This window comes from Bradyrhizobium sp. 139, from assembly GCF_023074175.1.
Taxonomy (GTDB): Bacteria; Pseudomonadota; Alphaproteobacteria; order Rhizobiales; family Xanthobacteraceae; genus Bradyrhizobium.
Window position 1 is genome coordinate 1 of sequence record NZ_JADPKS010000167.1, and the last position, 20,119, is coordinate 20,119.

17 protein-coding genes, 1 tRNA gene and 1 riboswitch are annotated in these 20,119 nt (G+C 66.3%); of the genes, 9 read left to right on the forward strand and 9 right to left on the reverse strand.

The features are described 5' to 3' along the window. Positions 1–177 precede the first annotated feature (177 nt). The 3 genes from purH to IVA80_RS35135 all read right to left on the reverse strand — a co-directional run bounded on the left by purH (position 178) and on the right by IVA80_RS35135 (position 5,159). Positions 178–1,770, reverse strand: coding sequence for a bifunctional phosphoribosylaminoimidazolecarboxamide formyltransferase/IMP cyclohydrolase (gene purH, locus IVA80_RS35125; protein ID WP_247439696.1), 1,593 nt, complete (start codon positions 1,768–1,770; stop codon positions 178–180). A 24-nt stretch (positions 1,771–1,794) separates the two neighbouring features. Next, positions 1,795–1,876: riboswitch (ZMP/ZTP riboswitch) on the reverse strand. A 59-nt stretch (positions 1,877–1,935) separates the two neighbouring features. Next, the gene (locus IVA80_RS35130) at positions 1,936–3,654 is read right to left on the reverse strand and encodes a heparinase II/III family protein (protein WP_247439748.1); all 1,719 of its coding nucleotides are present in this window, start codon (positions 3,652–3,654) and stop codon (positions 1,936–1,938) included. Positions 3,655–3,812: 158 nt separating this feature from the next. Beyond that, positions 3,813–5,159, reverse strand: a complete 1,347-nt coding sequence (locus tag IVA80_RS35135; RefSeq protein WP_247439697.1) for a transcription antitermination factor NusB — start codon at positions 5,157–5,159, stop codon at positions 3,813–3,815. A 185-nt stretch (positions 5,160–5,344) separates the two neighbouring features. Between IVA80_RS35135 and IVA80_RS35140 the strand changes: the two genes are divergently transcribed. Beyond that, positions 5,345–5,542 (forward strand): DUF1674 domain-containing protein, encoded by a 198-nt coding sequence (locus IVA80_RS35140; RefSeq protein WP_247439698.1) that lies wholly within the window; start codon positions 5,345–5,347, stop codon positions 5,540–5,542. Positions 5,543–5,625: 83 nt separating this feature from the next. Beyond that, positions 5,626–6,216 carry a thermonuclease family protein gene (locus tag IVA80_RS35145; protein ID WP_247439699.1) on the forward strand — a complete coding sequence of 197 codons (591 nt, stop codon included), beginning with the start codon at positions 5,626–5,628 and terminating at the stop codon, positions 6,214–6,216. 55 nt (positions 6,217–6,271) lie between these two features. Here IVA80_RS35145 and IVA80_RS35150 read toward each other — a convergent pair whose 3' ends face one another. Together IVA80_RS35150 and acs are read right to left on the reverse strand one after the other, a co-directional pair. Continuing rightward, on the reverse strand, positions 6,272–6,787 hold the full coding sequence (locus IVA80_RS35150; protein ID WP_247439700.1) for a L,D-transpeptidase: 516 nt from the start codon (positions 6,785–6,787) through the stop codon (positions 6,272–6,274). 310 nt (positions 6,788–7,097) lie between these two features. Further along, positions 7,098–9,044, reverse strand: coding sequence for an acetate--CoA ligase (acs, locus tag IVA80_RS35155; protein ID WP_247439701.1), 1,947 nt, complete (start codon positions 9,042–9,044; stop codon positions 7,098–7,100). Between the two features lie 397 nt (positions 9,045–9,441). Between acs and IVA80_RS35160 the strand changes: the two genes are divergently transcribed. Next, positions 9,442–10,611: a DNA topoisomerase IB gene (locus IVA80_RS35160; RefSeq protein WP_247439702.1), complete on the forward strand. Its 1,170-nt coding sequence runs from the start codon at positions 9,442–9,444 to the stop codon at positions 10,609–10,611. A gap of 123 nt (positions 10,612–10,734) precedes the next feature. Here IVA80_RS35160 and IVA80_RS35165 read toward each other — a convergent pair whose 3' ends face one another. Next, a complete protein-coding gene (locus IVA80_RS35165; protein ID WP_247439703.1) occupies positions 10,735–11,190 on the reverse strand; it encodes an SRPBCC family protein in 456 nt (151 codons plus the stop codon). Between the two features lie 101 nt (positions 11,191–11,291). Here IVA80_RS35165 and IVA80_RS35170 point away from each other — a divergent pair, with 101 nt between their 5' ends. Beyond that, positions 11,292–12,371, forward strand: coding sequence for an adenylate/guanylate cyclase domain-containing protein (locus IVA80_RS35170; protein WP_247439749.1), 1,080 nt, complete (start codon positions 11,292–11,294; stop codon positions 12,369–12,371). A 28-nt stretch (positions 12,372–12,399) separates the two neighbouring features. Here the strand turns inward: IVA80_RS35170 and IVA80_RS35175 are convergent, their stop codons facing one another. The 3 genes from IVA80_RS35175 to tsaD form a co-directional block, all read right to left on the reverse strand. Next, complete coding sequence (locus IVA80_RS35175; RefSeq protein WP_247439704.1) at positions 12,400–12,813, reverse strand: EVE domain-containing protein; 414 nt, start codon at positions 12,811–12,813, stop codon at positions 12,400–12,402. Positions 12,814–12,815: 2 nt separating this feature from the next. Continuing rightward, the gene (locus tag IVA80_RS35180; RefSeq protein WP_247439705.1) at positions 12,816–13,796 is read right to left on the reverse strand and encodes an NAD(P)H-dependent glycerol-3-phosphate dehydrogenase; all 981 of its coding nucleotides are present in this window, start codon (positions 13,794–13,796) and stop codon (positions 12,816–12,818) included. A 188-nt stretch (positions 13,797–13,984) separates the two neighbouring features. After that, positions 13,985–15,106, reverse strand: coding sequence for a tRNA (adenosine(37)-N6)-threonylcarbamoyltransferase complex transferase subunit TsaD (gene tsaD / locus IVA80_RS35185; protein WP_247439706.1), 1,122 nt, complete (start codon positions 15,104–15,106; stop codon positions 13,985–13,987). A 114-nt stretch (positions 15,107–15,220) separates the two neighbouring features. On the opposite strand from tsaD, the gene IVA80_RS35190 reads away from it, so the two are divergent. From IVA80_RS35190 to IVA80_RS35210, 5 genes are all read left to right on the forward strand, one after another. After that, entirely contained in the window at positions 15,221–15,967 is a 747-nt protein-coding gene (locus IVA80_RS35190; RefSeq protein ID WP_247439707.1) for a uroporphyrinogen-III synthase, read from the forward strand. 65 nt (positions 15,968–16,032) lie between these two features. Next, positions 16,033–17,256: a hypothetical protein gene (locus IVA80_RS35195; protein ID WP_247439708.1), complete on the forward strand. Its 1,224-nt coding sequence runs from the start codon at positions 16,033–16,035 to the stop codon at positions 17,254–17,256. 37 nt (positions 17,257–17,293) lie between these two features. Further along, entirely contained in the window at positions 17,294–19,054 is a 1,761-nt protein-coding gene (locus IVA80_RS35200; protein WP_247439709.1) for a heme biosynthesis HemY N-terminal domain-containing protein, read from the forward strand. 99 nt (positions 19,055–19,153) lie between these two features. Next, positions 19,154–19,229: transfer RNA gene (locus IVA80_RS35205), tRNA-Thr, on the forward strand. A 189-nt stretch (positions 19,230–19,418) separates the two neighbouring features. Beyond that, on the forward strand, positions 19,419–19,976 hold the full coding sequence (locus tag IVA80_RS35210; protein ID WP_247439710.1) for a dihydrofolate reductase family protein: 558 nt from the start codon (positions 19,419–19,421) through the stop codon (positions 19,974–19,976). The last annotated feature ends 143 nt before the right edge of the window (positions 19,977–20,119 follow it).

Below are 20,119 nucleotides of genomic sequence, written 5' to 3' on the forward strand. Positions count from 1 at the left end.
GAAAGCTCGGCTGATCCCGGCTGACACCGGTCTTGAAGGTACGATTCGTCATGCCGAATCGTACCTTCCTTCGCTATAAGAATCTTGCCCAGTCTCGAAGCGCAATCCGGGAAACCTGTCGCTGCAGATGCGCTGTCCCGGATTGCGCTGCGCTCCATCCGGGCTACCGCTAACCAATCAGTGCCTGAAATGCCGCGTGCCCGTGAACGCCATCGCGATGCCGTGCTCGTCGGCGGCCTTGATCACCTCGTCGTCGCGCATGGAGCCGCCGGGCTGCACCACGGCGGTGGCGCCGGCCTCGATGCAGGCGAGCATGCCGTCGGCGAACGGGAAGAATGCATCCGATGCCACCACCGAGCCCTTGGTAAGAGGTTCGGCAAGCTTCAGCTCATTGGCTGCATCCTGCGCCTTTCGTGCCGCGATCCGCGCTGAATCAACCCGGCTCATCTGGCCCGCGCCGATGCCGACGGTGGCAAGATCCTTGGCGTAGATGATCGTGTTGGACTTGACGTGCTTGGCCACACGAAATGCGAACTTGAGATCGCGCATCTCGGCCTCGGTCGGCGCGCGCCTGGTCACGACCTTGAAAATCATGTCGTCGACCACGGCGTTGTCGCGGCTTTGTACGAGCAGGCCGCCTGCGACCGTCTTGGCGGTGAGGCCGGGCGCGCGCGGATCGGGCAGGCTGCCGGCGAGCAGAAGTCGAAGATTCTTGCGCGCGCCGATGATGGCGATCGCCTCCTCGCTGGCATCGGGTGCGATGATCACTTCGGTGAAGATTTTTGTGATCTCGCGCGCGGTGTCGGCGTCGAGTGCGCGGTTCATTGCGATGATGCCGCCGAAGGCCGAGGTGGAATCGCAGGCAAGCGCCTTACGATAGGCGCTGACGAGGTCGGAGCCTTCAGCCGCGCCGCACGGATTGGCGTGCTTGACGATGACGCAGGCCGCGGTGCGCGTGGCGTCGAACTCGCCGATGCACTCATAGGCCGCATCGGTGTCGTTGATGTTGTTGTAGGAGAGCTCCTTGCCCTGGAGCTGCCGCGCGGTCGAGACGCCCGGCCGCTTGTCGGGCGTCGCATAGAACGCCGCGATCTGGTGCGGATTCTCGCCATAGCGCAGCGACTGGATCAGCTTGCCGCCGAAGGCGCGGAAGTCGGGCGCGCCAATCTCGAGCTGGCGGTTGAACCAGTTCGAGATCGCGGCGTCATAGGCCGCAGTGCGCGCATAGGCCTTGGCAGCAAGCCGCCGGCGCAGCTTCAGCGTGGTCGCGCCATTGTTGGCGGCGAGCTCGTCGAGCACGGCCTGATAGTCCTGCGCCTCGACCACGACGGCGACATCGTCATGGTTCTTCGCCGCGGCGCGGATCATCGCGGGGCCGCCAATGTCGATGTTCTCGATGCAATCCTCGAAGCCGGAGCCTTTGTCGACGGTCGCCTCGAATGGATAGAGGTTGACGACAAGAAGATCGATCGGCGCGATGCCGTGCGCCTTCATCGCCTCCGCGTGGTCCTTGTTGTCGCGGATCGCGAGCAGGCCGCCATGCACCTTCGGATGCAGTGTCTTGACGCGGCCGTCCATCATCTCGGGGAAGCCGGTGAGGTCGGACACGTCCTTCACCTCGAGGCCGGCTGCGGCGATCGCCTTGGCGGTGCCGCCGGTCGAGACCAGCTCGACATCGTGCGCGGCAAGCGCCTTTGCGAACTCGATCAGGCCGGTCTTGTCGGAAACGGAAAGCAGGGCGCGGGTGACGCGGCGGGGATGGTCAGTCATGAGCAAGATCCTCTGTTAAGGGAGTCCCTATGCCCAGGCGCGCGGCAGCTATGTCCCGCGCTTCCCGATGGTGCTCCATCCAAGGTCGCCAGTCGCGCGAGCGAGGGCTCGATAGCAGTTTTCGACGCGCTTCACAACGATCAGATAGAGCTGAGATACGCGCGTCTACAGCGGAAGTTCCGGCTCGCGCCGGGCGTTGCGGCGGGCATTGGTCACCGCCGGCGAGGCGCTCGATCGGACAAAGCTCCAGCGGATCGACGGCGCCTGCCGCGCATCCTGCCGGATCACGATCTGCCCGGTGCGGCGCGGACCGTCATTGCCGGCCAGGAACACGCTGTCCTCGAGGTCGACCTTGTCGTCCAATGCTTCAAAGGTCCAGACGTCGCGGTTCGGCAGCACAAGCATGACGCCGCGAGCATCCGACAGCCGGCTCGCCTTCACCGCCGGATGTAAATGGAAGCGCAGCGCGAAATCGGCATCCGCGCCCTTGAAGCGTCCACCCTGCGGCGGCGACAGCGTGTCCTCGCCGTCGATGCGCGCGCCGTCATTGGCGATCATCAGCACGCGGCGATGGATCGCGCCGAATTTCGCGAGATAGCCGTCATGCGAGGTCGTGAGCAGCGTGCCGTTCTGAACGACCTCGCGATAGCTCTCGACCTCGACAGGTCCGCTGGTGACGGGCGAGCCGTGCAAGAGGCGCTTCATCGCCGACATCTCGACGAACTGGCATGAGGAGGTGTCGCGATAGGTCAACGTTGAATGTGCCGCCGTGCCGCGCGCGAACGGTCGCCAATTGTCGCGCCCCGTCGTCGGCATGCCGCAATTGGTGACGATGCGGCTGATGCCGGAGGACAATTCGAACGACAGGCAGCCGGCATGGGCGTCGTGGCTGACGCCGGCCGGCGGCGGCGGGCCGGTGTCGATGATCAGCGTGGTCTGGCCGGCGTCGAGGCGCTGGAAACCCGTATGCGGCATGTTCGCCATCGGCGTGCCGTGGGTGTCGTCATAGGCGAGCAACGTGGCGAGCAGGTCCGAAGACGTCGCGCTCATGCCGTTGAACAGCGCGAAATTGCCGTCGCCGTGCCGGAAGAAGCGCAGCATGGGCATCATGCGGTCGATCGCGTTGAGCAGCGCCGGCGGTGGCGCGATGTTCCTTGCGGCAAAAGTCTGCCGCAGCGGCAACAGGTCGATCAAGAGTTCGATCAGCGCGCCCGGATTGCGCGAGATGTGGCCGCCGTCGGGCAGGATCTGCCGCTGCAACTCGTCCGAGAGCTTTTTCGAGGCATTGCGGATGTGCCGCGCCTGGTTGGCAAGGCACAGCGCCGCGTAGCACAGCGCGATCAGCACCTGGAGCTTCGGCACCCCGTCGGGAATATTGATCATGGTGTAGCGGAGGAAACGGATCTCCCGCGCCAGCGCCCGCAGATAGCGGCGGTAGAACTTGTTATCGGTGTCGTTGAGCACCAGCGGCGCCTGCGACAGCAGCGAGATCACACGCCGCGCCAGCACGTCGGCACGTCGCGCGACGGCGCGGCGCTTGTTGGCGGGGTTGGCGATCCAGTCCTCGACCAGCGCGCGCGCATTGGCCCGCGTCAGCGCGGTGTCGGCGGCGCGCAAATGGCGCAGCCAGCCGAAGCCGAGCAGCGCGACCTCCCAGTCTTCGGACGGCGGTTCGAGATCGAAGATCGAGCGGCCGTGGCAATTGACGATCTTGCCGGCGAAGACGAAGCGGCCGGCATAGATCTCTGCGGCGCGGGTCGCATCCGCCGTGCGCAGGTCGTGCGGCGCGATGATGAGCCGGTCGGTGCGGCCGGGCCAGACCCGCGACAGCGCAACGGAACCGCCGCTCGCGCGCGCGAGCATGTTCCGCGCGAAGCGGTTCATCACCAGCGTCGAGATACGTCTTCTGCGTTGAGCGACCGACACGCCTTGCCTTGAAGGGGGGAGAGGATTCCGACGAATCCTTATTAATCCCAAAATCGGACGACCGACACCATCTTGAAGGGTCGCGAATCAGCGTTGTCGCAAAAACCGGTGCAAAATCAGGATTTAACGAGCCGGGCCGCGTAGAAACCGTCGAGCCCGCCGAGCTTGGGATCGGCGTTCGGCAGATGGCTGGGCAGGGTGCGCAGGTCGCCCTCAATGGTAACGATCTCGCTGAGCCCCGAGACCTCGGAGGCTTCGATCGGCACACGGCGCAGGCCAGCCTCAGTGGCCAGCAGTGCCGCGATCGCCTGCTCGCCCTCTTCGGGTTCCAGTGAACAGGTGCAGTAGACCAGCGTCCCGCCCGGTTTAAGCAACGAGACGGATTTCTTCAGCAGCCGCTGCTGGAGCGCGGTCAGGGTCGCGACGTCGGATTCCTGCCGGAGCCATGCGACGTCGGGATGGCGTCGGATCGTGCCGGTCGATGTGCAGGGCGCATCGATCAGGATGCCGTCGAAGCTTTCGGCAGGGCCGGCCCATTCCGCGGCGTCGGCGACGACAGTCTCGGCCCGGAGCGACAGCCGCGTCAGATTCTCGCGCAAACGGGCCACCCGGGCGGGTGAGCGGTCGATCGCCGTGACATGCGCGCCGGCTTGCGCCAATTGCGCGGTCTTGCCGCCGGGGGCGGCGCAGAGATCGGCAATGGACTTGCCCTTGACGTCGCCGAACAGACGCGCCGGCAGCGCGGCGGCGGCGTCCTGCACCCACCATTGTCCTTCGGCAAAGCCCGGCAACATGGTCACCGAGCCGTGCAGCAGCATCCGTACCGTCCCGGTCGGCAGCGTCTCGCCATGCAGGCGGCTTGCCCATTGCGCGGCGTCCGACTTCACGGTGAGATCGAGCGACGGCTCGTGGCCGAGCGCCAGCGCCATGTCCCTTGCGGTCGCCTCGCCGTAATGCGCGCTCCAGCGCGCGAGCAGCCAGGGCGGCAGGTCCAGCGATTGCGTGGCAACTTCATCCACCAGCGCCTTGCCCTCGCGCGCGCAACGGCGCAGCACGGCATTGACGAGGCCGGCATAGCGCGCGGCGCGCCGGTCGGATTGCACGAGGCGGACGGAAAGATCGACCGCGGCGTGATCGGGCACGTCCATCCAGAGGATCTGCGCGGCGCCGATCAGGAGCGCGCTCTGTGCGCGCGGCGCTTCGGAGGGAATGCCCTTGTCGAGCAGGCGGGACAGCACATGGCCGAGGGTGCCGAGCCGGCGCAGCACGGTCGCGACCAGGCGGCGCATCAGCGCGCGGTCGCGGTCGGCCAGCGTCTTCAGTCCGGGATGGGCACCGCCGCCGTCGAGTTGGTCATCGAGCGTGCGGTGCTTGTGCAGCACGCCGTCGACGATGTCGGCGGCAATCCGCCGCGCCGCGAGACCGGGCACTTCGGAGGGAGGAGCGAAACGTTGAGATGGCATGCGGCTTAAGGTTCTTAGCGAGCGGCAGTTCCGCCGAAGGGGCGCATGCCTTAACAACCCATCTTTGGCACGCGAATATGCCGAATGTAAGAATCGTCTCTCGCATTTTCAGCCCGTGACAACCATTTCAGCAATGCGTTATTGCAAGTCGCGCACGCCGCGACCCTGCGCTAGGACCCCGGACGATGAGTGACCAGCCCTCCGTTCCCGATCGCAAGCTGCTCTCGCCGGCCGCCCAGCGCGCGCTGGCCGAAGCCGAGGCTCGCCGGCGGGCCGCGGCTGCCCAACCCAAAGCGGCGCCAAAGGAGTTGCAGGGGCCGAAGGGACCCGAGCCCACCCGTTACGGCGACTGGGAGCGCAAAGGCATCGCCTCGGATTTCTGAGACTCCAGTTTTGAAGTTCCGATTTGAAGCTCCGGTTTGAAGCTCTCTTGCCGCTCCGGCCGACTCAGCCCTAGCGTGCGCGGATGTCGCGTTTCGACCCCAGCCATCCATCTCGGCCTTCTTACAGCGGCTCGCCATTCGGCCGCCGCTTCTCCGGATTGTTGCCCTGGATGTTCGTGGTCGGCGTCGCGCTTGCGGCCGTGCTCATCTTCCGCCATGGGACGAACTGGCCTGTTCCGCGCGCGGATGGCGATCGCACGCGGGACGCCGAGATCGTTCTCCAGCAGGCCGGCCATCCCGATCGTCGCGAACCGGTCGATGTCATCCGCACCGTCGACGGCGACACTTTTCTCGCGCGCATTCGTCAGCGCCACGGCCGCGATCTCGTCGTGCGCGTTCGCCTGCGCGGCATCGATGCGCCCGAGATGAAGGCGTCCTGCCAGGAGGAGTTGGACAAGGCCGAAGCTGCGGCTCGCGCGCTACGCGATCTGCTCGGCCAGGGCGGCGTGATGATCACCAATCTTGGCCCCGACAAATACGGCCGCGTTCTCGCCGATGTCACGACCAGGAGAACGGCCAGCGTCTCGGCGGCGTTGCTCGCCGGCGGCTATGCGCGGAGCTACAATGGCGGCCATCGCGACGGCTGGTGCGCGCGCAGCTGGCGCTTCTGGTAACAAAAAAGCCGCGTCGAAGGACGCGGCTCTTGCCGTTTTGCCCTGATCCCGGCGATCAGCGCGCCACGACCACCGTCGTGCCGACGGAGACGCGGCCGTAGAGATCGGTAATGTCGTCGTTGAGCATGCGGATGCAGCCATAGGAGACGAAGCCGCCGACCGAACCCGGCACGTTGGTGCCGTGGATGGCGTATTCGCCGCCGGCCAGCGTCATCGCGGCGACGCCCATCGGGTTGCGCGGCGAGCCGCCCGGAATGACGTCGGGGATGCTGGGCTTGTCGCGCTTCACTTCCGCAGGCGGCGACCATGCCGGGTTGCGATACTTGCCGTCGATGCGGGTGGTGCCGGCCCATTGCTTGCCGGACTTGCCGACGCCGACCGGATAGCGCACGGCGTGGCCGCTATCGAGGATGAGATAGAGCCGCCGCTCGCTGGTTTTGACCACGATGGTACCCGGCGAATAGTCGGCCAGGTGCGCCCCCACCATTTCCGGCCGCGCCTGCGCCGCCGTCGACATCAAGATCCCAATCCCGATGGTGGCGGCCAGTGCCACAGCAATCCTCATCGACATCAATTTTCCCCTTGCCCCAAACGGACCGTCCAAATTGACGCAAAACCGGCCATCGCCAGCTCGCCAAGTCCCCGTGAAGGGACATTCTTGACCGCGCTTGTTAACCGGATGGTTTCCACGCACGGCCGCCGAAGGCCAGTCAGCAGGGGGAACAAAGAAAATGTTCGAAATAAAGTAAATGACCTGAAAACAACACTCGGCCGGAAAGATGCGGGGGGCAGCGGCGCGCGCCCTGACAAGCGCGTGAGGATGTGAACCGCCGTCATTCCGAGGCACACAGTCGCGCACCCCGGAATGACTGATGATGAACTCAAGCCGACTTGCGGTTCTGCCGGTTCTTGACGAGGTCGTCGACCACGGCGGGATCGGCGAGCGTCGAGGTATCGCCCAGGCTGCCCGGCTCGTCCTCGGCGATCTTGCGCAGGATGCGGCGCATGATCTTGCCGGAGCGGGTCTTGGGCAAGCCAGGTGCGAACTGGATCTGGTCGGGCGAGGCGATCGGGCCGATCTCCTTGCGCACCCAGGTCACGAGCTCCTTGCGCAGGTCGTCGGTCGGCTCGACGCCGGCCATCAGCGTCACATAGGCGTAGATGCCCTGCCCCTTGATGTCGTGCGGGAAACCGACGACGGCGGCCTCTGAAACCTTCTCATGCGCGACCAGCGCGCTTTCGACTTCCGCCGTGCCCATGCGGTGGCCAGAGACGTTGATGACGTCGTCGACGCGGCCGGTGATCCAGTAATAGCCGTCGGCGTCGCGCCGGCAGCCGTCGCCGGTGAAATACTTGCCCTTGTAGGTCGAGAAATAAGTCTGCTCGAAGCGGGCATGGTCGCCATAGACCGTGCGCATCTGGCCCGGCCATGACCGCGTCAGGCAGAGATTGCCTGACGTCTCGCCCTCCAGCACCTTGCCGTCGGCATCGACGATTTCAGGCACCACGCCGAAGAACGGCTGCGTCGCCGAGCCCGGCTTCAGCTTGGTCGCGCCCGGCAACGGCGTGATCAGGATGCCGCCGGTCTCGGTCTGCCACCAGGTGTCGACGATCGGGCAGCGATCGTCGCCGACGACGCGGTGATACCACTCCCAGGCCTCGGGATTGATCGGCTCGCCGACCGAGCCGAGCAGCCGCAGGCTTGCACGCGAAGTCTTCTTCACGGGCTCGTCGCCGGCCTGCATCAGCGCGCGGATCGCGGTCGGCGCGGTGTAGAAGATGTTGACCTTGTGCTTGTCGATCACGTTCCAGAAACGGGAATTGTCCGGATAGTTCGGCACGCCTTCGAACATCAGCGTGGTCGCGCCGTTCGCCAGCGGCCCATAGAGGATGTAGCTATGGCCGGTGACCCAGCCGACGTCGGCGGTGCACCAGTATATGTCGTCGTCGTGATAGTCGAAGACGTATTGATGCGTCATCGCGGCGAACACGAGATAGCCGGCGGAGGTGTGCAACACGCCCTTGGGCTGACCGGTCGAGCCTGACGTGTAGAGGATGAACAGCGGATCCTCGGCGTGCATGTGCTCGGCCGGGCATTCGGTGGTCACCATCGCCGCAGCCTCATGGTACCAGAGGTCGCGCGTCGGGTTCATGTCGATCTTGCCGCCGGTGCGCTTGACCACGACGACCCAGTCGACGCCGTCGGTCTTGGCGAGCGCCGCGTCGACATTGGCCTTCAGCGGCACTTTCCTGCCGCCGCGCAGGCCTTCGTCCGCGGTGATGATCACCTTGGATTGGCAGTCGCTGATGCGCTGGGCGAGGCTGTCGGGCGAGAAGCCCGCGAACACCACGGAGTGGACCGCGCCGATCCGCGCGCAGGCCAGCATCGCATAGGCCGCCTCCGGAATCATCGGCAGATAGATGGTGACGCGGTCGCCCTTCTTGACATTGCGGGTGCGCAGGATGTTGGCCATCCGGCAGACCTCGTCATGCAGCTCCTTGTAGGTGATGTGTTTTGACTGCGAGGGATCATCGCCCTCCCAGATGATCGCGGTCTGGTTGGCGCGCTTGTGAAGATGCCGGTCGATACAGTTATGGGCGACGTTGAGGACGCCGTCCTCGAACCATTTGATCGAGATGTTGCCGGGCGCGAAGGAGACGTTCTCGATTTTCGTCGGCGCCTTCATCCAGTCGATGCGCTTGGCCTGCTCCGCCCAGAAGACGTTCGGGTCCGAGATCGAGCGGGCGTACATGTCGTTGTACTTGGCCTGGTCGATCCAGGCGCGCTTGGCCCATTCCGCGGGGACGTCGTAGATCTTCTCGGACATGCTTCCCTCCAGATACGGCATGCCGAGCCCAGGTGACCGGCGAGCCGACTTCATCGTTGAACCGATTATGCGTCGGGCTAACCGGGCCCGACAAGGAGCACAAGCTGGACCTTCGGCGAGCGGCCGGCCATGCGGAGGATCGAGACCATTTGGAGCGACTGTCGCAGATCTGAAACAGACCGGGGCGGCCTTCCGGGTCTTTACCTAACCCCCGGAAGGGCCCACGCAGGGCGCCATGCACCCTGCGGAGGTATTTAGTGACCGCTTCTCACTGATTCGGGACTCGCAATACGGTTCGGAACACCCTAAATGGCCAAACCGGGTCCAACGAGGCCCCCGGAACAAAAATCAGAACGATTGCATTGTCCGGTAACAGGCAGGGCTAAGGCGTAAGACTATGATGGATCAGCGGAATCTCGGGACGATGCGGCCCGCTTCAGCCGATCCTGTAGCCATTGCACTCGCCAAAGCCCTCGGACAATGGCCGAAACCCGCCGCTTTCAGGCGCCCAAGCCCGAAGAGGGCCTTCGACTCGGCGCCCGCGGCGACGGTCGAGGCCCTCGCCAAGGAGCTCGGCCTGCGGCTCGGCGACCAGAACGGGCTGACGATTCGGCGCATCAGGCGCGGCAAGGGCTATTCCTTCGTCCGTCCCAACGGCGCGCATATCCGCGACGCCCGCACCATCCGCCGGCTGCACGCCATGGCGGTGCCGCCGGCCTATCGCGAGGTGCGTTACTCGGCTGATCCGAGCTCGCATCTCCAGGCGGTGGGACGCGATGCCGCGGGCCGGCTGCAATATCGCTATCACGCCGACTGGGAAAAGGTCCGCGAGCACCGCAAGGCCCACCGTCTGGAAAAGCTCGTCGGCGCGCTGCCAAAGATCCGGCGCAAGGTCTCGATGTTTCTCTCGGGCGACGAGCCGACGCGTGAATTCGCACTCTCCGCCGTGATCGAGCTGATCGCGCGCACGGCGATCCGCCCCGGCAACGAATCCTATGCGCGCCTCAATGGCACGCGTGGCGCCACCACGCTGCTGAAGTCCAACGTGTCGCTGGAAGACGACAGCTTCGTGCTGACCTTCAAGGCCAAGGGCGGTAAGGCGGTGCGCAAGGAGTGCGACGCGGCCAAGCTGGTGCGTGCCATCGGCATCCTGAACGGCGTTCCCGGCAAGCGCATGTTCCAGTATCGCGACGCCTACGGCATCGTGCGCGCGGTCAGCACCACGCAGGTCAACGCGTTTCTGCGGGAGATCGCCGGCATCAAGATTTCGCTGAAGGATTTTCGCACGCTGATGGCGTCCGCCGTCGTGGTGGAATCGCTGTCGCGGATCACGCCGGCGAGCAGCCAGCGCGGCCGCAAGAAGCAGGTGCTGGCCGCGATCCGCGCCGCAGCCGACAAGCTCTCCAATACGCCGGCGATCTGCCGCAAGAGCTACGTCCACGACACCATCGTCACTGCCTTCGAGGACGGTATCCTCGAACGCTTCGCTGCGACCATGAAGGGCCAGCGTTCGCAGGCCAGGCGCGAGCAACTTTTGCAGCAGGTGGTGGCGACCGCGGCGGTTTAGCGTTGTGCTGCCGTAGGATGGGCAAAGGCGCGCTTGCGCCGTGCCCACCATTCCAGCAAGAATCGAGTGCGAGAGCGGTGGGCACGCTTCCGCTTTGCCCACCTACGAGTCCTATGTCTTATCCTAGGTCTTATCGGACACGCCGTTGTCCGGACCGGGATCGCTGCCGGCGGCGGCGGCGGTGAGCCGTTCCAGATAGTGCCTCCATCCTTTTGCGTGCGCAGCCGCCTGTTCCTCGGTCGGTAGTCCGCTATGAGTCATGCACAGCAGTGTGCCGCCGTCGCGCTCGATCAGGTCGATCTCGATCAGGCTCGAGCCGGGCGGCACTTCCTGGCCGCCCTCCCAGCCGAACGTATAGGCCAGACGATGCACCGGCACGACCTCGCGAAAGGCGCCGCGGGCGACTCCGCCGCGCGGGCCGACGCCCTTGAGCAGATAGATCCCGCCGGGATGCGGCTCCGTGGTCGCATCGGAGCCCATCCAGCTCAGGATTTTCTCGGGATCGGTCAAATAGGCGAAGACGGTGGCGCGCGGGGCTGCGATCTGGGTTTCGCGTCGCACTACGAACGGCTCGGTCATCGGCGATCATCCCTGGGCTGACACTGGCACATGGCGGCAGTGGAGCGATCGGTCAAGGATTGCCCGTGACAAAGACGGTCCACCTTCGCCATCATCGGGTCATGCAACTCTCCCGGACCCTAGCCTGGCTCGTCGATGCTGCCTCAGATTGTCCCGGGGCCGACCGTCTGCTCGCGGAACTCGGCGCTCATCTGGTTGCCGACGGCGTGCCGCTTGCGGCCGGGGCCCTGACGCTGGAGGTGCCGCATCCGCTGATCGCGAAGCGGACCTGGCTGTGGCGCGCGGAGAACGGCCGGGTCATCGAAGCGCTCGGCTTCGCCCCAGGTGGGCTGGCGCCCGACCCGGCCAATGACGCCGGTCGCCGCTGGCTGCGCGACATCGCGCGCGGCGAGGTGCACGAAGAGGTCGTCGGACGGCAAGATGGGCCGCAGCTCGGCTGGATCGGGCCGCGTCCGTTCACCGCAGACGAGATCGAGCAATTGCGCCAGGCTGCGCGCTTCGCCGCGACGCCCCTTGTCGTGCTTGCCGCGCGTGCAACGCTGCGCGCGACGCTCGATGCCTATCTCGGCAAGCGGAGCGCGGAGCGGGTGCTGGCGGCACCCCTGCGGCGCGATCTCGGCGAGACCATTCAAGCCGCGTTGCTCTATGCGGACTTGCGCAACTTCACGATGTTGTCCGAGACCAGTCCGCCGGCCGACGTCATCGCGGCGCTCGACGCCTGGTTCGATCGCATCGCCGGTGCCGTTCATGCCTTCGGCGGCGAGGTGCTGAAATTCATCGGCGACGGCGTGCTCGCGATCTTCCCGGTGGTCGAGGCGTCACCGCGCCGCGCGTGCGATGCCGCTCTGCGCGCCGCAAGCGCGGCCGAAGCCGGCATGGCGTATCTCAACGGGGAGCGCCGGTCCCACGGGCTTCCGCCGCTCGCGTTCGGCGCGGCCCTTCATCTCGGCGAAATACTCTGGGGCAATATCGGCGCCGCCAATCGGCTCGATTTCACGGCGATCGGTCGCGCCGTCAATCTCGCCAGCCGCCTCGAAGGATTGTGCAAGCCGCTTGGCAGGACAGTGTTAGTGTCAGGCGCGCTCGCGGCCGAGACGGACACGCCGCTCGTTGCGCTCGGACCGCATCCGTTGCGCGGCATCGCTTCGCCATGCGAGGTCTTTGCGCTGCCGGAAACGTAAGTTCGGATATCGTTGATGTCGCAGCCAACTACATCCCGCCCATCTTGCAGACGAGCTTCCATTCCTCGGTCGTCACCGGCTGCACCGACAGGCGCGAATATTTCACCAGCGCCATGTCGGCGAGATTCTTCTCGGCCTTAATCGCGGCCATCGTGACCGGCGTCTTCAAGGGCTGGTCCGCCTTGATGTCGACGCAGACGAATTTTTCGGTCTTGTCGCTCGGATCGGGGTAGGCCTCCTTGATGATCTCCGCGATGCCGACGATCTCCTTGCCCTCGTTGGAATGATAGAAGAACGCCTTGTCACCCTTCTTCATGGCAACGAGGTTCTGGCGCGCGGTGTAATTGCGCACGCCGGTCCAGGCTTCGCCCTTGGCGCCCTTCGCCACCTGCTGATCCCAGGACCACACCGACGGTTCGGATTTCACCAGCCAGTACGCCATGCTCATTCCTCTGCCTTGAAGGGGCGCGTCAGCAGCCCCGAGATCGCCGCATCAATCGTGCTCCTGCCGCTCAGGATCGCCGCGACCGCTTCTGATACCGGCATGTCGACGTTCCGCGCGGCCGCAAGCTCGACCAGCACCGGAGCCGTGAATGCACCTTCCGCAAGCTTGCCCGCCGGCGCAGCCTCTCCGCGACCGAGCGCAATACCGAGCGCGAAATTGCGCGATTGCGCGGTCGAACAGCTCAGGAGCAGGTCGCCGAGGCCGGAGAGGCCGGAGAGCGTTTCCGTCCGCGCGCCGCAGGCACGGCCGAGCCGTGCCAACTCGCTAAAGCCACGCGTGGTCAGTGCGGCGAGGGCCGAGGCGCCGAGGTTGCGGCCGACCACGATCCCGGCCGCGATCGCGAGCACGTTCTTGGCCGCGCCGCCGATCTCGACGCCGCGAACATCTGTCGTGTGATAGGGCCGAAAGGTCGCCGAGCCCAGCGCCTGCACCAGGCTGCTGGCCAGCGCCTCATCCTTCGCCGCCAGCGTCACCGCGGTCGGCAGGCCGCGCGCGACATCATCGGCAAAGCTTGGGCCCGACAGGATCGCCGGCTGCGCGTGAGGCGCGGCCTCGGCGATGACATCGGTCATGAATTTGTGGGTGCCGTGCTCGATGCCCTTGGCGCAGGCGACGATCGGCATCGGCTTTGCCAGATGCGAGGCCAGCATGTTGACCGTGCCGCGCAGATGCTGCGCCGGCGTTGCGATCAGCAGCATGTCGGCGCGCGCGGCCACCGCAAGCTCGTGCGTCACGATGATCTCCGGCGCCAGCCGCACGCCGGGCAGCCGCGGATTGTCGCGGGTCGATGCGATTCGCGTCGCATGCTCGGCGTTCCGCGCCCAAAGCGTCACGCTCCGTCCAGCCCGTGCCGCCACAGTCGCGAGCGCAGTGCCCCAGGCACCGGCTCCGATCACTGCGACGGATTGGAACGCCGTCATTGCTCGATTCCTCCTCTCCCTCGCCCCGCTTGCGGGGAGAGGGTCGGGGTGAGGGGGAGTCCCCGCAAGGACGGTGACAGAGAGACTCGCGGAGAGTCCCCCTCACCCGGATTGCATCTGCGATGCAATCCGACCTCTCCCCGCAAGCGGGGCGAGGTGAAGCGGAGCTCGTAGTGACACCGCAGCATTCAGTAACCCGCCCGCGTGTTGCCGTACCCGGCCGGCGCCGTGGCGTTGGCATCCAGCAGCCAGCGCGCGCGGGGCTGCGCTTCCATCGTGTCGGTCAGGCCGAGTGCGAGGCGCTCGGCGCCGGCCCAGGCGATCATCGCGCCATTGTCGGTGCAGAGCGCGGGCGGCGGCATGATCAGTTGCGTCCTGGCCTGCCGCGCGACGCCATGCAGGGCGCCGCGAATCGCCTGATTGGCGGCGACGCCGCCAGCCGCCACGAGTGCGCGCGGAGAGCCGAACTGCTCGCGGAAAAGCGTGAGACCAACGCTCAGCCGGTCAGCCGTCGAGTCGAGCACGGCGGCCTGAAAGCTCGCGCAGAGATCGCTGATATCCTGTGGCGTGATCTCGTTGATTCGGCTCGCTTCGTTGCGCACGGCCGTCTTCAATCCGGACAGCGAGAAATTGGCATCAGGCCGTCCCTGCATCGGCCGCGGAAAGGCAAAGCGCGTGGCATCGCCGCTTGCCGCGGCGCGTTCGACCTGCGGTCCGCCGGGATAGGGCAGGCCCAACATCTTCGCGACCTTGTCGAAGGCTTCGCCGATCGCATCGTCGACGGTGGTGCCGAGCCGCACATATTGGCCGACCCCGGTGACGGCGACGATCTGGGTATGCCCGCCCGAAGCGAGGAACAGGCAGTAGGGAAATTCAATTCCGTCGGTGAGGCGCGGCGTCAGTGCATGCGCCTCCAGATGGTTCACCGCGACCAGCGGCGTGTCGTACACCATCGCGATCGCCTTCGCGGTGGTGAGGCCGACGATGACGCCGCCGATCAGCCCCGGCCCTGCGGCGGCCGCGACACCGTCGAGCTGGGCGAAGCCGATGCCGGCCTCCTGCATGGCGTGGTCGATGATGCCGTCGAGCAGGTCGACATGCGCACGCGCGGCGATCTCCGGCACCACGCCGCCGAAACGGGCATGCTCCTCGACCTGCGACCGCACGATGTTGGACAGGATCTTGCCGGTACCGTCGGGCGCGCGCTCGATCACGGCCGCGGCGGTCTCGTCGCAGGTGGTTTCGATGCCCAGTACCAGCGTTGGCGAATTGTTGTCCAATTTGCGCCCTTCTCGCCCCCTTGCGCTCATCCGCAAAGCAGAGTTCTGGTACGTCCGGTAGCATTCCGGGGTCGACTTGCGCAATCGTCACGCGCAGCCGCCCTCATGAATGCCTCACCGCCACGTGGTTCGGGAACACAAGCGATGTCCATTCTTGTCACACGGCCGCATCCCGACAACGAGGCGACGGCGGAAAATTTGCGCGCACGGGGTCATGCGGTGCTGCTCGCGCCGATGCTCAAGTTCGAGCCGGTCGCCTTCCATGACAAGAGTGAGGCGGACTACGGCGCCATCATCGTCACGTCGGCCAACGCGATCCGTGCCGTCGTGCCGCAATTGCGCGACCTTAGCCTCCTGGAGCTACCGCTGTTTGCGGTCGGCGAGCACACGGCTGCCGTGGCGCGCGACGCCGGCTTCGCCGAAGTGATCGTCGCCGGCGGCGACGCTGCGGCCTTGCGTGACAAGGTGATGCGGAGCGCGCGCAACAAGCTGCTGAAGAAGAAAAGCACGCTGCTTTATCTCGCTGGCGCGGATCTGTCGCGCGATCTCGGCGCCGAGCTAGGCGCGGAGGGCTATAGCGTGGTGACCCAGACCACCTATCGCATGGCTCCGGTCAAGATCCTGCCACGCGATGTCTGCGATGGCTTTGCCGCGCATGGGATCGAGGCGGTGCTGCATTACTCCCGGCGCAGCGCGCGGGCCTTCCTGGAGGCGGCGCGGGACGAAGGCGTCGAAATCTCGGCGCTGGCGATCCCGCAATGCTGCCTGTCCGAGACGGTCGCCAGCGTGCTGCGCGATGCCGGCGCGTCACAGGTTCTCGGGGCCGCGACGCCGGATGAAAATGCCTTGTTCGACACCTTGGAGCGTGCTTTGCGGACCCGATTGGCGTAAGAGGTCGGGCCGAATCCGACGCGATCGGGTCCGTTTAGGGCATCTAAGTGTGAGGAACCGTCACGATGGCCGATGACAAGCCTGAAGACGTAGGATTGGCTTCCGAGTCCGGCCGTCCCAAGCGCACCCCGCCCACCATCGACCTTGAGGCAACCGAAGTCTCGACCCAGCCGCAGGAGACGGCCGCCGGACCGGAGGCTCAGGCGGCGTCCGAGCAGGCCGCGCACGAGCAGGCCACGGCCGAAGAGTCAAAATCCGAAGAGGCTAACCCCGACCCGCAGCCCGAGCACGCGCAAGCCGCGGTTGCTTCCGCTCCCGCGTCGGCGCCGATTTCGCCCTGGGTCATTGCGCCATTCTCCGGCGCGGTCGCAGCCGCGATCGTGATTGCGGTCGGCTGGATGCTGGGCTGGCCCGCCGTGCAGGCGCCGCCGGCCGCGCCGCAGGTCACGAGCGGGACGGTCGACGCGCTCAGCGGACGGCTTGCCGCGGTCGAAGCCAAGGCGGGCAAGCCTGCGGCCGATCCGGCCATGGTGGCGCGGATCGATGCGCTGGAGAAATCCGTCAGCGCCTTGCGCGGCGACGTCGTCAATCTGCGCGCGCAATCCGACAAGACCGCGAGCGCGTTGAGCGACGCGAAATCCGCGCCGCGCGACGTCGCGGCATCGTCCGATCTCGCCAACCGCGTCGCGCAGCTCGAGCGCGCCAGCAAGACGGAACGCGCCGAGCTCGCGCAGCAGGGCGAGAAGATCGCCGACGCCAGGACGATGGACGACAAGCCGCTGCGCCACGTCGTGGCAGCGTCCCTGCTCGACGTCGCCGTTCGCCATGGCGATCCCTATCAATCGCAGCTGTCCGCAGCGCGGTCGCTCGCCGCCAAGCCCGACATGCTGAAGCCGCTCGATGCGTTTGCATCGTCCGGCATTCCGACGCCGGTCGCGCTGAGCCGCGAGCTGCTCAACATCGTGCCCAAGCTCTCTCCGCCGGCCGAAGCCCCGGCCGCCAGAGCCGGCATCGTCGAGCGCCTCCAGGCGGGGGCCTCAAAACTCGTCCGCATCGAGCGCACCGACGGCGTCGGCAATGATCGCGGCGCGATCGTCGCACGGGTGACGGCGGCGGCGCTCCGCAACGATTTCGCGGAGGCGCGGCGCGAGCTGAAGACGCTGCCCGAGGCCGATCGTGCACCGGCGCAAGCCTGGCTCGATAAGGCCGATGCCCGTGACGCCGCGCTCGCCGCCTCACGCAAATTCGCCGACGATGCCATGGCGGATCTCGTCAAGCCTGCTCAGTAAAGGTTCGCGCAATAATCAGCGCGTAATAGGGATCGCCATGCTTCGCATCGTCCTCTTCCTCGTCCTGATTGCGCTGGCGGCGGCCGGCGCAGCCTGGATTGCCGATCAGCCCGGCGATCTCGTGCTGACCGCGGGCACGTTCCGCGCGTCAACGACGTTACCCAGGTTCGTGTTTCTGCTCGGCATCTTTGCAGCGGCAGTCGTGCTCGTCTGGAGCATCCTGACGATGATCTGGCGCGCGCCGGGACGCCTGCGTCGCCGCCGTCATGAGAAACGCCATGCGCGCGGCCGCCATGCCATCACCCACGGCCTGCTCGCGATCGGTCATGGCGACACCGCGCTCGCCCGCCGTCACGCCGACACCGCGCGGCGGCTGGCCGCGAACGATCCGCTCGCGCTTCTCTTGCACGCGCAGTCCGCGCAGCTCGAGGGCAATCGCGACGAGGCGCAGCGCGTCTTCCGTGCCATGGTCGAGCGCGAGGACATGCGCCTGCTCGGCCTGCGCGGCCTGTTCATCGAGGCGCAACGCGCCGACGATGCGGTCGGCGCCGTGATGATCGCGGAGGAAGCGATCAAGCTGTCGCCGTCCTCGACCTGGGCCTCGCACGCGGTGCTCGGTTTCCGCTGCGCGCGCGGCGACTGGAGCGGCGCGCTCGCGATCCTGGATTCGAATCTGTCCGCAGGCCTGATCGACAAGCAGGCCTATCGCCGCCAGCGCGGCGTGCTGCTCGCCGCACGCGCGCTGGAACTGGAAACTATGGACCGCGACGTCGCGCGCGAGAGCGTGATGGAGGCGATCAAGCTCGCGCCGACCCTGGTGCCGGCCGCGGTGCTCGCTGCAAAATTCGAGAGCGAGGCGCATCAGGTGCGTCGCGCCATGAAGGTGGTGGAAGCCGCCTGGCTCGCCAATCCGCATCCCGATCTCGCGGACGCTTATGCGCATGTGAAGCTCGGCGATTCCGCCCGGCAACGCTTGCAGCGCGTCGAGACGCTCGCCGCCAAGATTCCTGCCGACAAGGCCGGCCATGTCGAGGGTCAGCTCGCAATCGCCCGCGCCGCGATCGATGCCTCCGAATTCGCCCGTGCGCGCGAGGTGCTGGCGCCTTACGTCAACGATCCGACCCAGCGCGTCGCGCTGCTGATGGCCGAGATCGAGCGTACCGAGCACGGCGACGGCGGCCGTGCCCGCGCGTGGACCTTGCGCGCGGTGCGTGCCCGCCACGATCCGGCCTGGACGGCAGACGGCTATGTCAGCGACCGCTGGCGGCCGGTCTCCCCCGTCACCGGCCGTCTCGATGCCTTCCAGTGGCAGACACCGGTCGCGAGCCTGCCCTCCGGCAAGGGCGCCACGATCGAATCCTCGGCCTTCGAGGAAGCCATGCTGGCTGCTCCGCCGCCGAAGCGGGTGACGGCTGCCCCGAGCGAGGCCTTGGTGGAACCGGCTGTGGCTGCACCGGATCCGGTGCCCGCCGAACAGGACAATTCGCCTCCTGAGGCCAAAGAAGCCGCCAAGGAAGCCGTCAATGAAGAGCCTGCGGTCACGCCCGCCGAACCGGTCAAGCCGGCTCCTGAGGCGGCCGAATCATCGCCGGTGGCGGCAACCCCGGTGTTCCGGACACGCGCCGATCTCGGCAAGGCTGCACAGCCGCCGATTCAAGCCGTCATCCCGATCGTCCGGGCCCCTGATGATCCCGGGATCGATGACGAGGCTCCGAGCGATGAATTCACGGAACAAATCGGCACACCGAAGGCCCAGGCCGGCGGCTGGCGCGGATTCTGGTCCCGCTGGGGCGCATGAGGCGCATTTCGGACCCCGCTCCATCTTGCCAATTCGGGCCATGCCCGATATCAGGAGCGCGCGTATCGGGACCGGCTTTGCCTGGTCCCGGCAGGGTTCGCCGCAATAGCTCAGTTGGTAGAGCACGTCATTCGTAATGACGGGGTCGGGGGTTCGAATCCCTCTTGCGGCACCATTTTTATCCCTTGTTTCATAGGTGAACTCGGCAAGCTCTCAAAAAATGCGAGCGTGTCAAACCCCAGCATGTAGCCACCGCGTAACCACGCGGTGAGCCAAAGGGCGAAATCGACCCATCGCGGAAGTTGAACATAATCCGCGAGCAATTGTCCTACGTGTTCTCCATTGTATGGCTTAGACTGGCCGCATGGGACTATTGACCTTCAGCATCAACGTCACCCTGGACGGCTGCGTCGATCACCAGGAGGGAATTGCCGACGACGATACGCACGCCTTCTTCACCCACCTTATGAACGAGGGCGGAGCGATGCTGTGGGGTCGCGTCACCTATGAGATGATGGAGAGCTATTGGCCGGCAGTCGCCCGCGGCGACGAGGAGGCGCCGCCCGCAATACGCGAGTGGGCCGTCAAGCTGGACGCCAAGCCGAAGTACGTAGTGGCGTCGACGCGAACGGTCTTCCCGTGGACCAACAGCCACCACATCGCCGGCGACCTGCGCACGGGCGTGCAGAGGCTCAAGGACGCGACTCCGGCCGGCGTGCTCCTCGGTAGCGGCAAGCTCGCGACCGCCCTGGACCGGCTGGATCTCATCGACGAGTACCAGCTCCTCGTCCATCCCAGGATCGCCGGCCACGGCCCGACACTCTACCAGAGCGGGCTGCCCAGCACGCGACGGCTCGAACTGATCTCGGCCAAGCCGCTCCGCAGCGGCGCGGTCGCGATGCATTACCGGCGCGCGCGCTGACCCAGAGCAGCCTCTTCGCGCCCAGCTCGCGGGGCTCCGCGTCGTAGTAAGCCTTCTTGCCGCGCAACACGGCATACGCGCTGCCTCTGCCATGGGAGCTCGGTTGATCGGGCCGGAAGCCTCTTGAGCAATGGCGGCTTCCC

Coding starts and splice junctions, on each gene's coding strand:
- purH (WP_247439696.1), bottom strand. CDS start 1,770: ATGACTGACCATCCCCGCCGCGTCACCCGCGCCCTGCTTTCCGTTTCC.
- IVA80_RS35130 (WP_247439748.1), bottom strand. CDS start 3,654: ATGAACCGCTTCGCGCGGAACATGCTCGCGCGCGCGAGCGGCGGTTCC.
- IVA80_RS35135 (WP_247439697.1), bottom strand. CDS start 5,159: ATGCCATCTCAACGTTTCGCTCCTCCCTCCGAAGTGCCCGGTCTCGCG.
- IVA80_RS35140 (WP_247439698.1), top strand. CDS start 5,345: ATGAGTGACCAGCCCTCCGTTCCCGATCGCAAGCTGCTCTCGCCGGCC.
- IVA80_RS35145 (WP_247439699.1), top strand. CDS start 5,626: ATGTCGCGTTTCGACCCCAGCCATCCATCTCGGCCTTCTTACAGCGGC.
- IVA80_RS35150 (WP_247439700.1), bottom strand. CDS start 6,787: ATGTCGATGAGGATTGCTGTGGCACTGGCCGCCACCATCGGGATTGGG.
- acs (WP_247439701.1), bottom strand. CDS start 9,044: ATGTCCGAGAAGATCTACGACGTCCCCGCGGAATGGGCCAAGCGCGCC.
- IVA80_RS35160 (WP_247439702.1), top strand. CDS start 9,442: ATGATGGATCAGCGGAATCTCGGGACGATGCGGCCCGCTTCAGCCGAT.
- IVA80_RS35165 (WP_247439703.1), bottom strand. CDS start 11,190: ATGACCGAGCCGTTCGTAGTGCGACGCGAAACCCAGATCGCAGCCCCG.
- IVA80_RS35170 (WP_247439749.1), top strand. CDS start 11,292: ATGCAACTCTCCCGGACCCTAGCCTGGCTCGTCGATGCTGCCTCAGAT.
- IVA80_RS35175 (WP_247439704.1), bottom strand. CDS start 12,813: ATGGCGTACTGGCTGGTGAAATCCGAACCGTCGGTGTGGTCCTGGGAT.
- IVA80_RS35180 (WP_247439705.1), bottom strand. CDS start 13,796: ATGACGGCGTTCCAATCCGTCGCAGTGATCGGAGCCGGTGCCTGGGGC.
- tsaD (WP_247439706.1), bottom strand. CDS start 15,106: ATGAGCGCAAGGGGGCGAGAAGGGCGCAAATTGGACAACAATTCGCCA.
- IVA80_RS35190 (WP_247439707.1), top strand. CDS start 15,221: ATGTCCATTCTTGTCACACGGCCGCATCCCGACAACGAGGCGACGGCG.
- IVA80_RS35195 (WP_247439708.1), top strand. CDS start 16,033: ATGGCCGATGACAAGCCTGAAGACGTAGGATTGGCTTCCGAGTCCGGC.
- IVA80_RS35200 (WP_247439709.1), top strand. CDS start 17,294: ATGCTTCGCATCGTCCTCTTCCTCGTCCTGATTGCGCTGGCGGCGGCC.
- IVA80_RS35210 (WP_247439710.1), top strand. CDS start 19,419: ATGGGACTATTGACCTTCAGCATCAACGTCACCCTGGACGGCTGCGTC.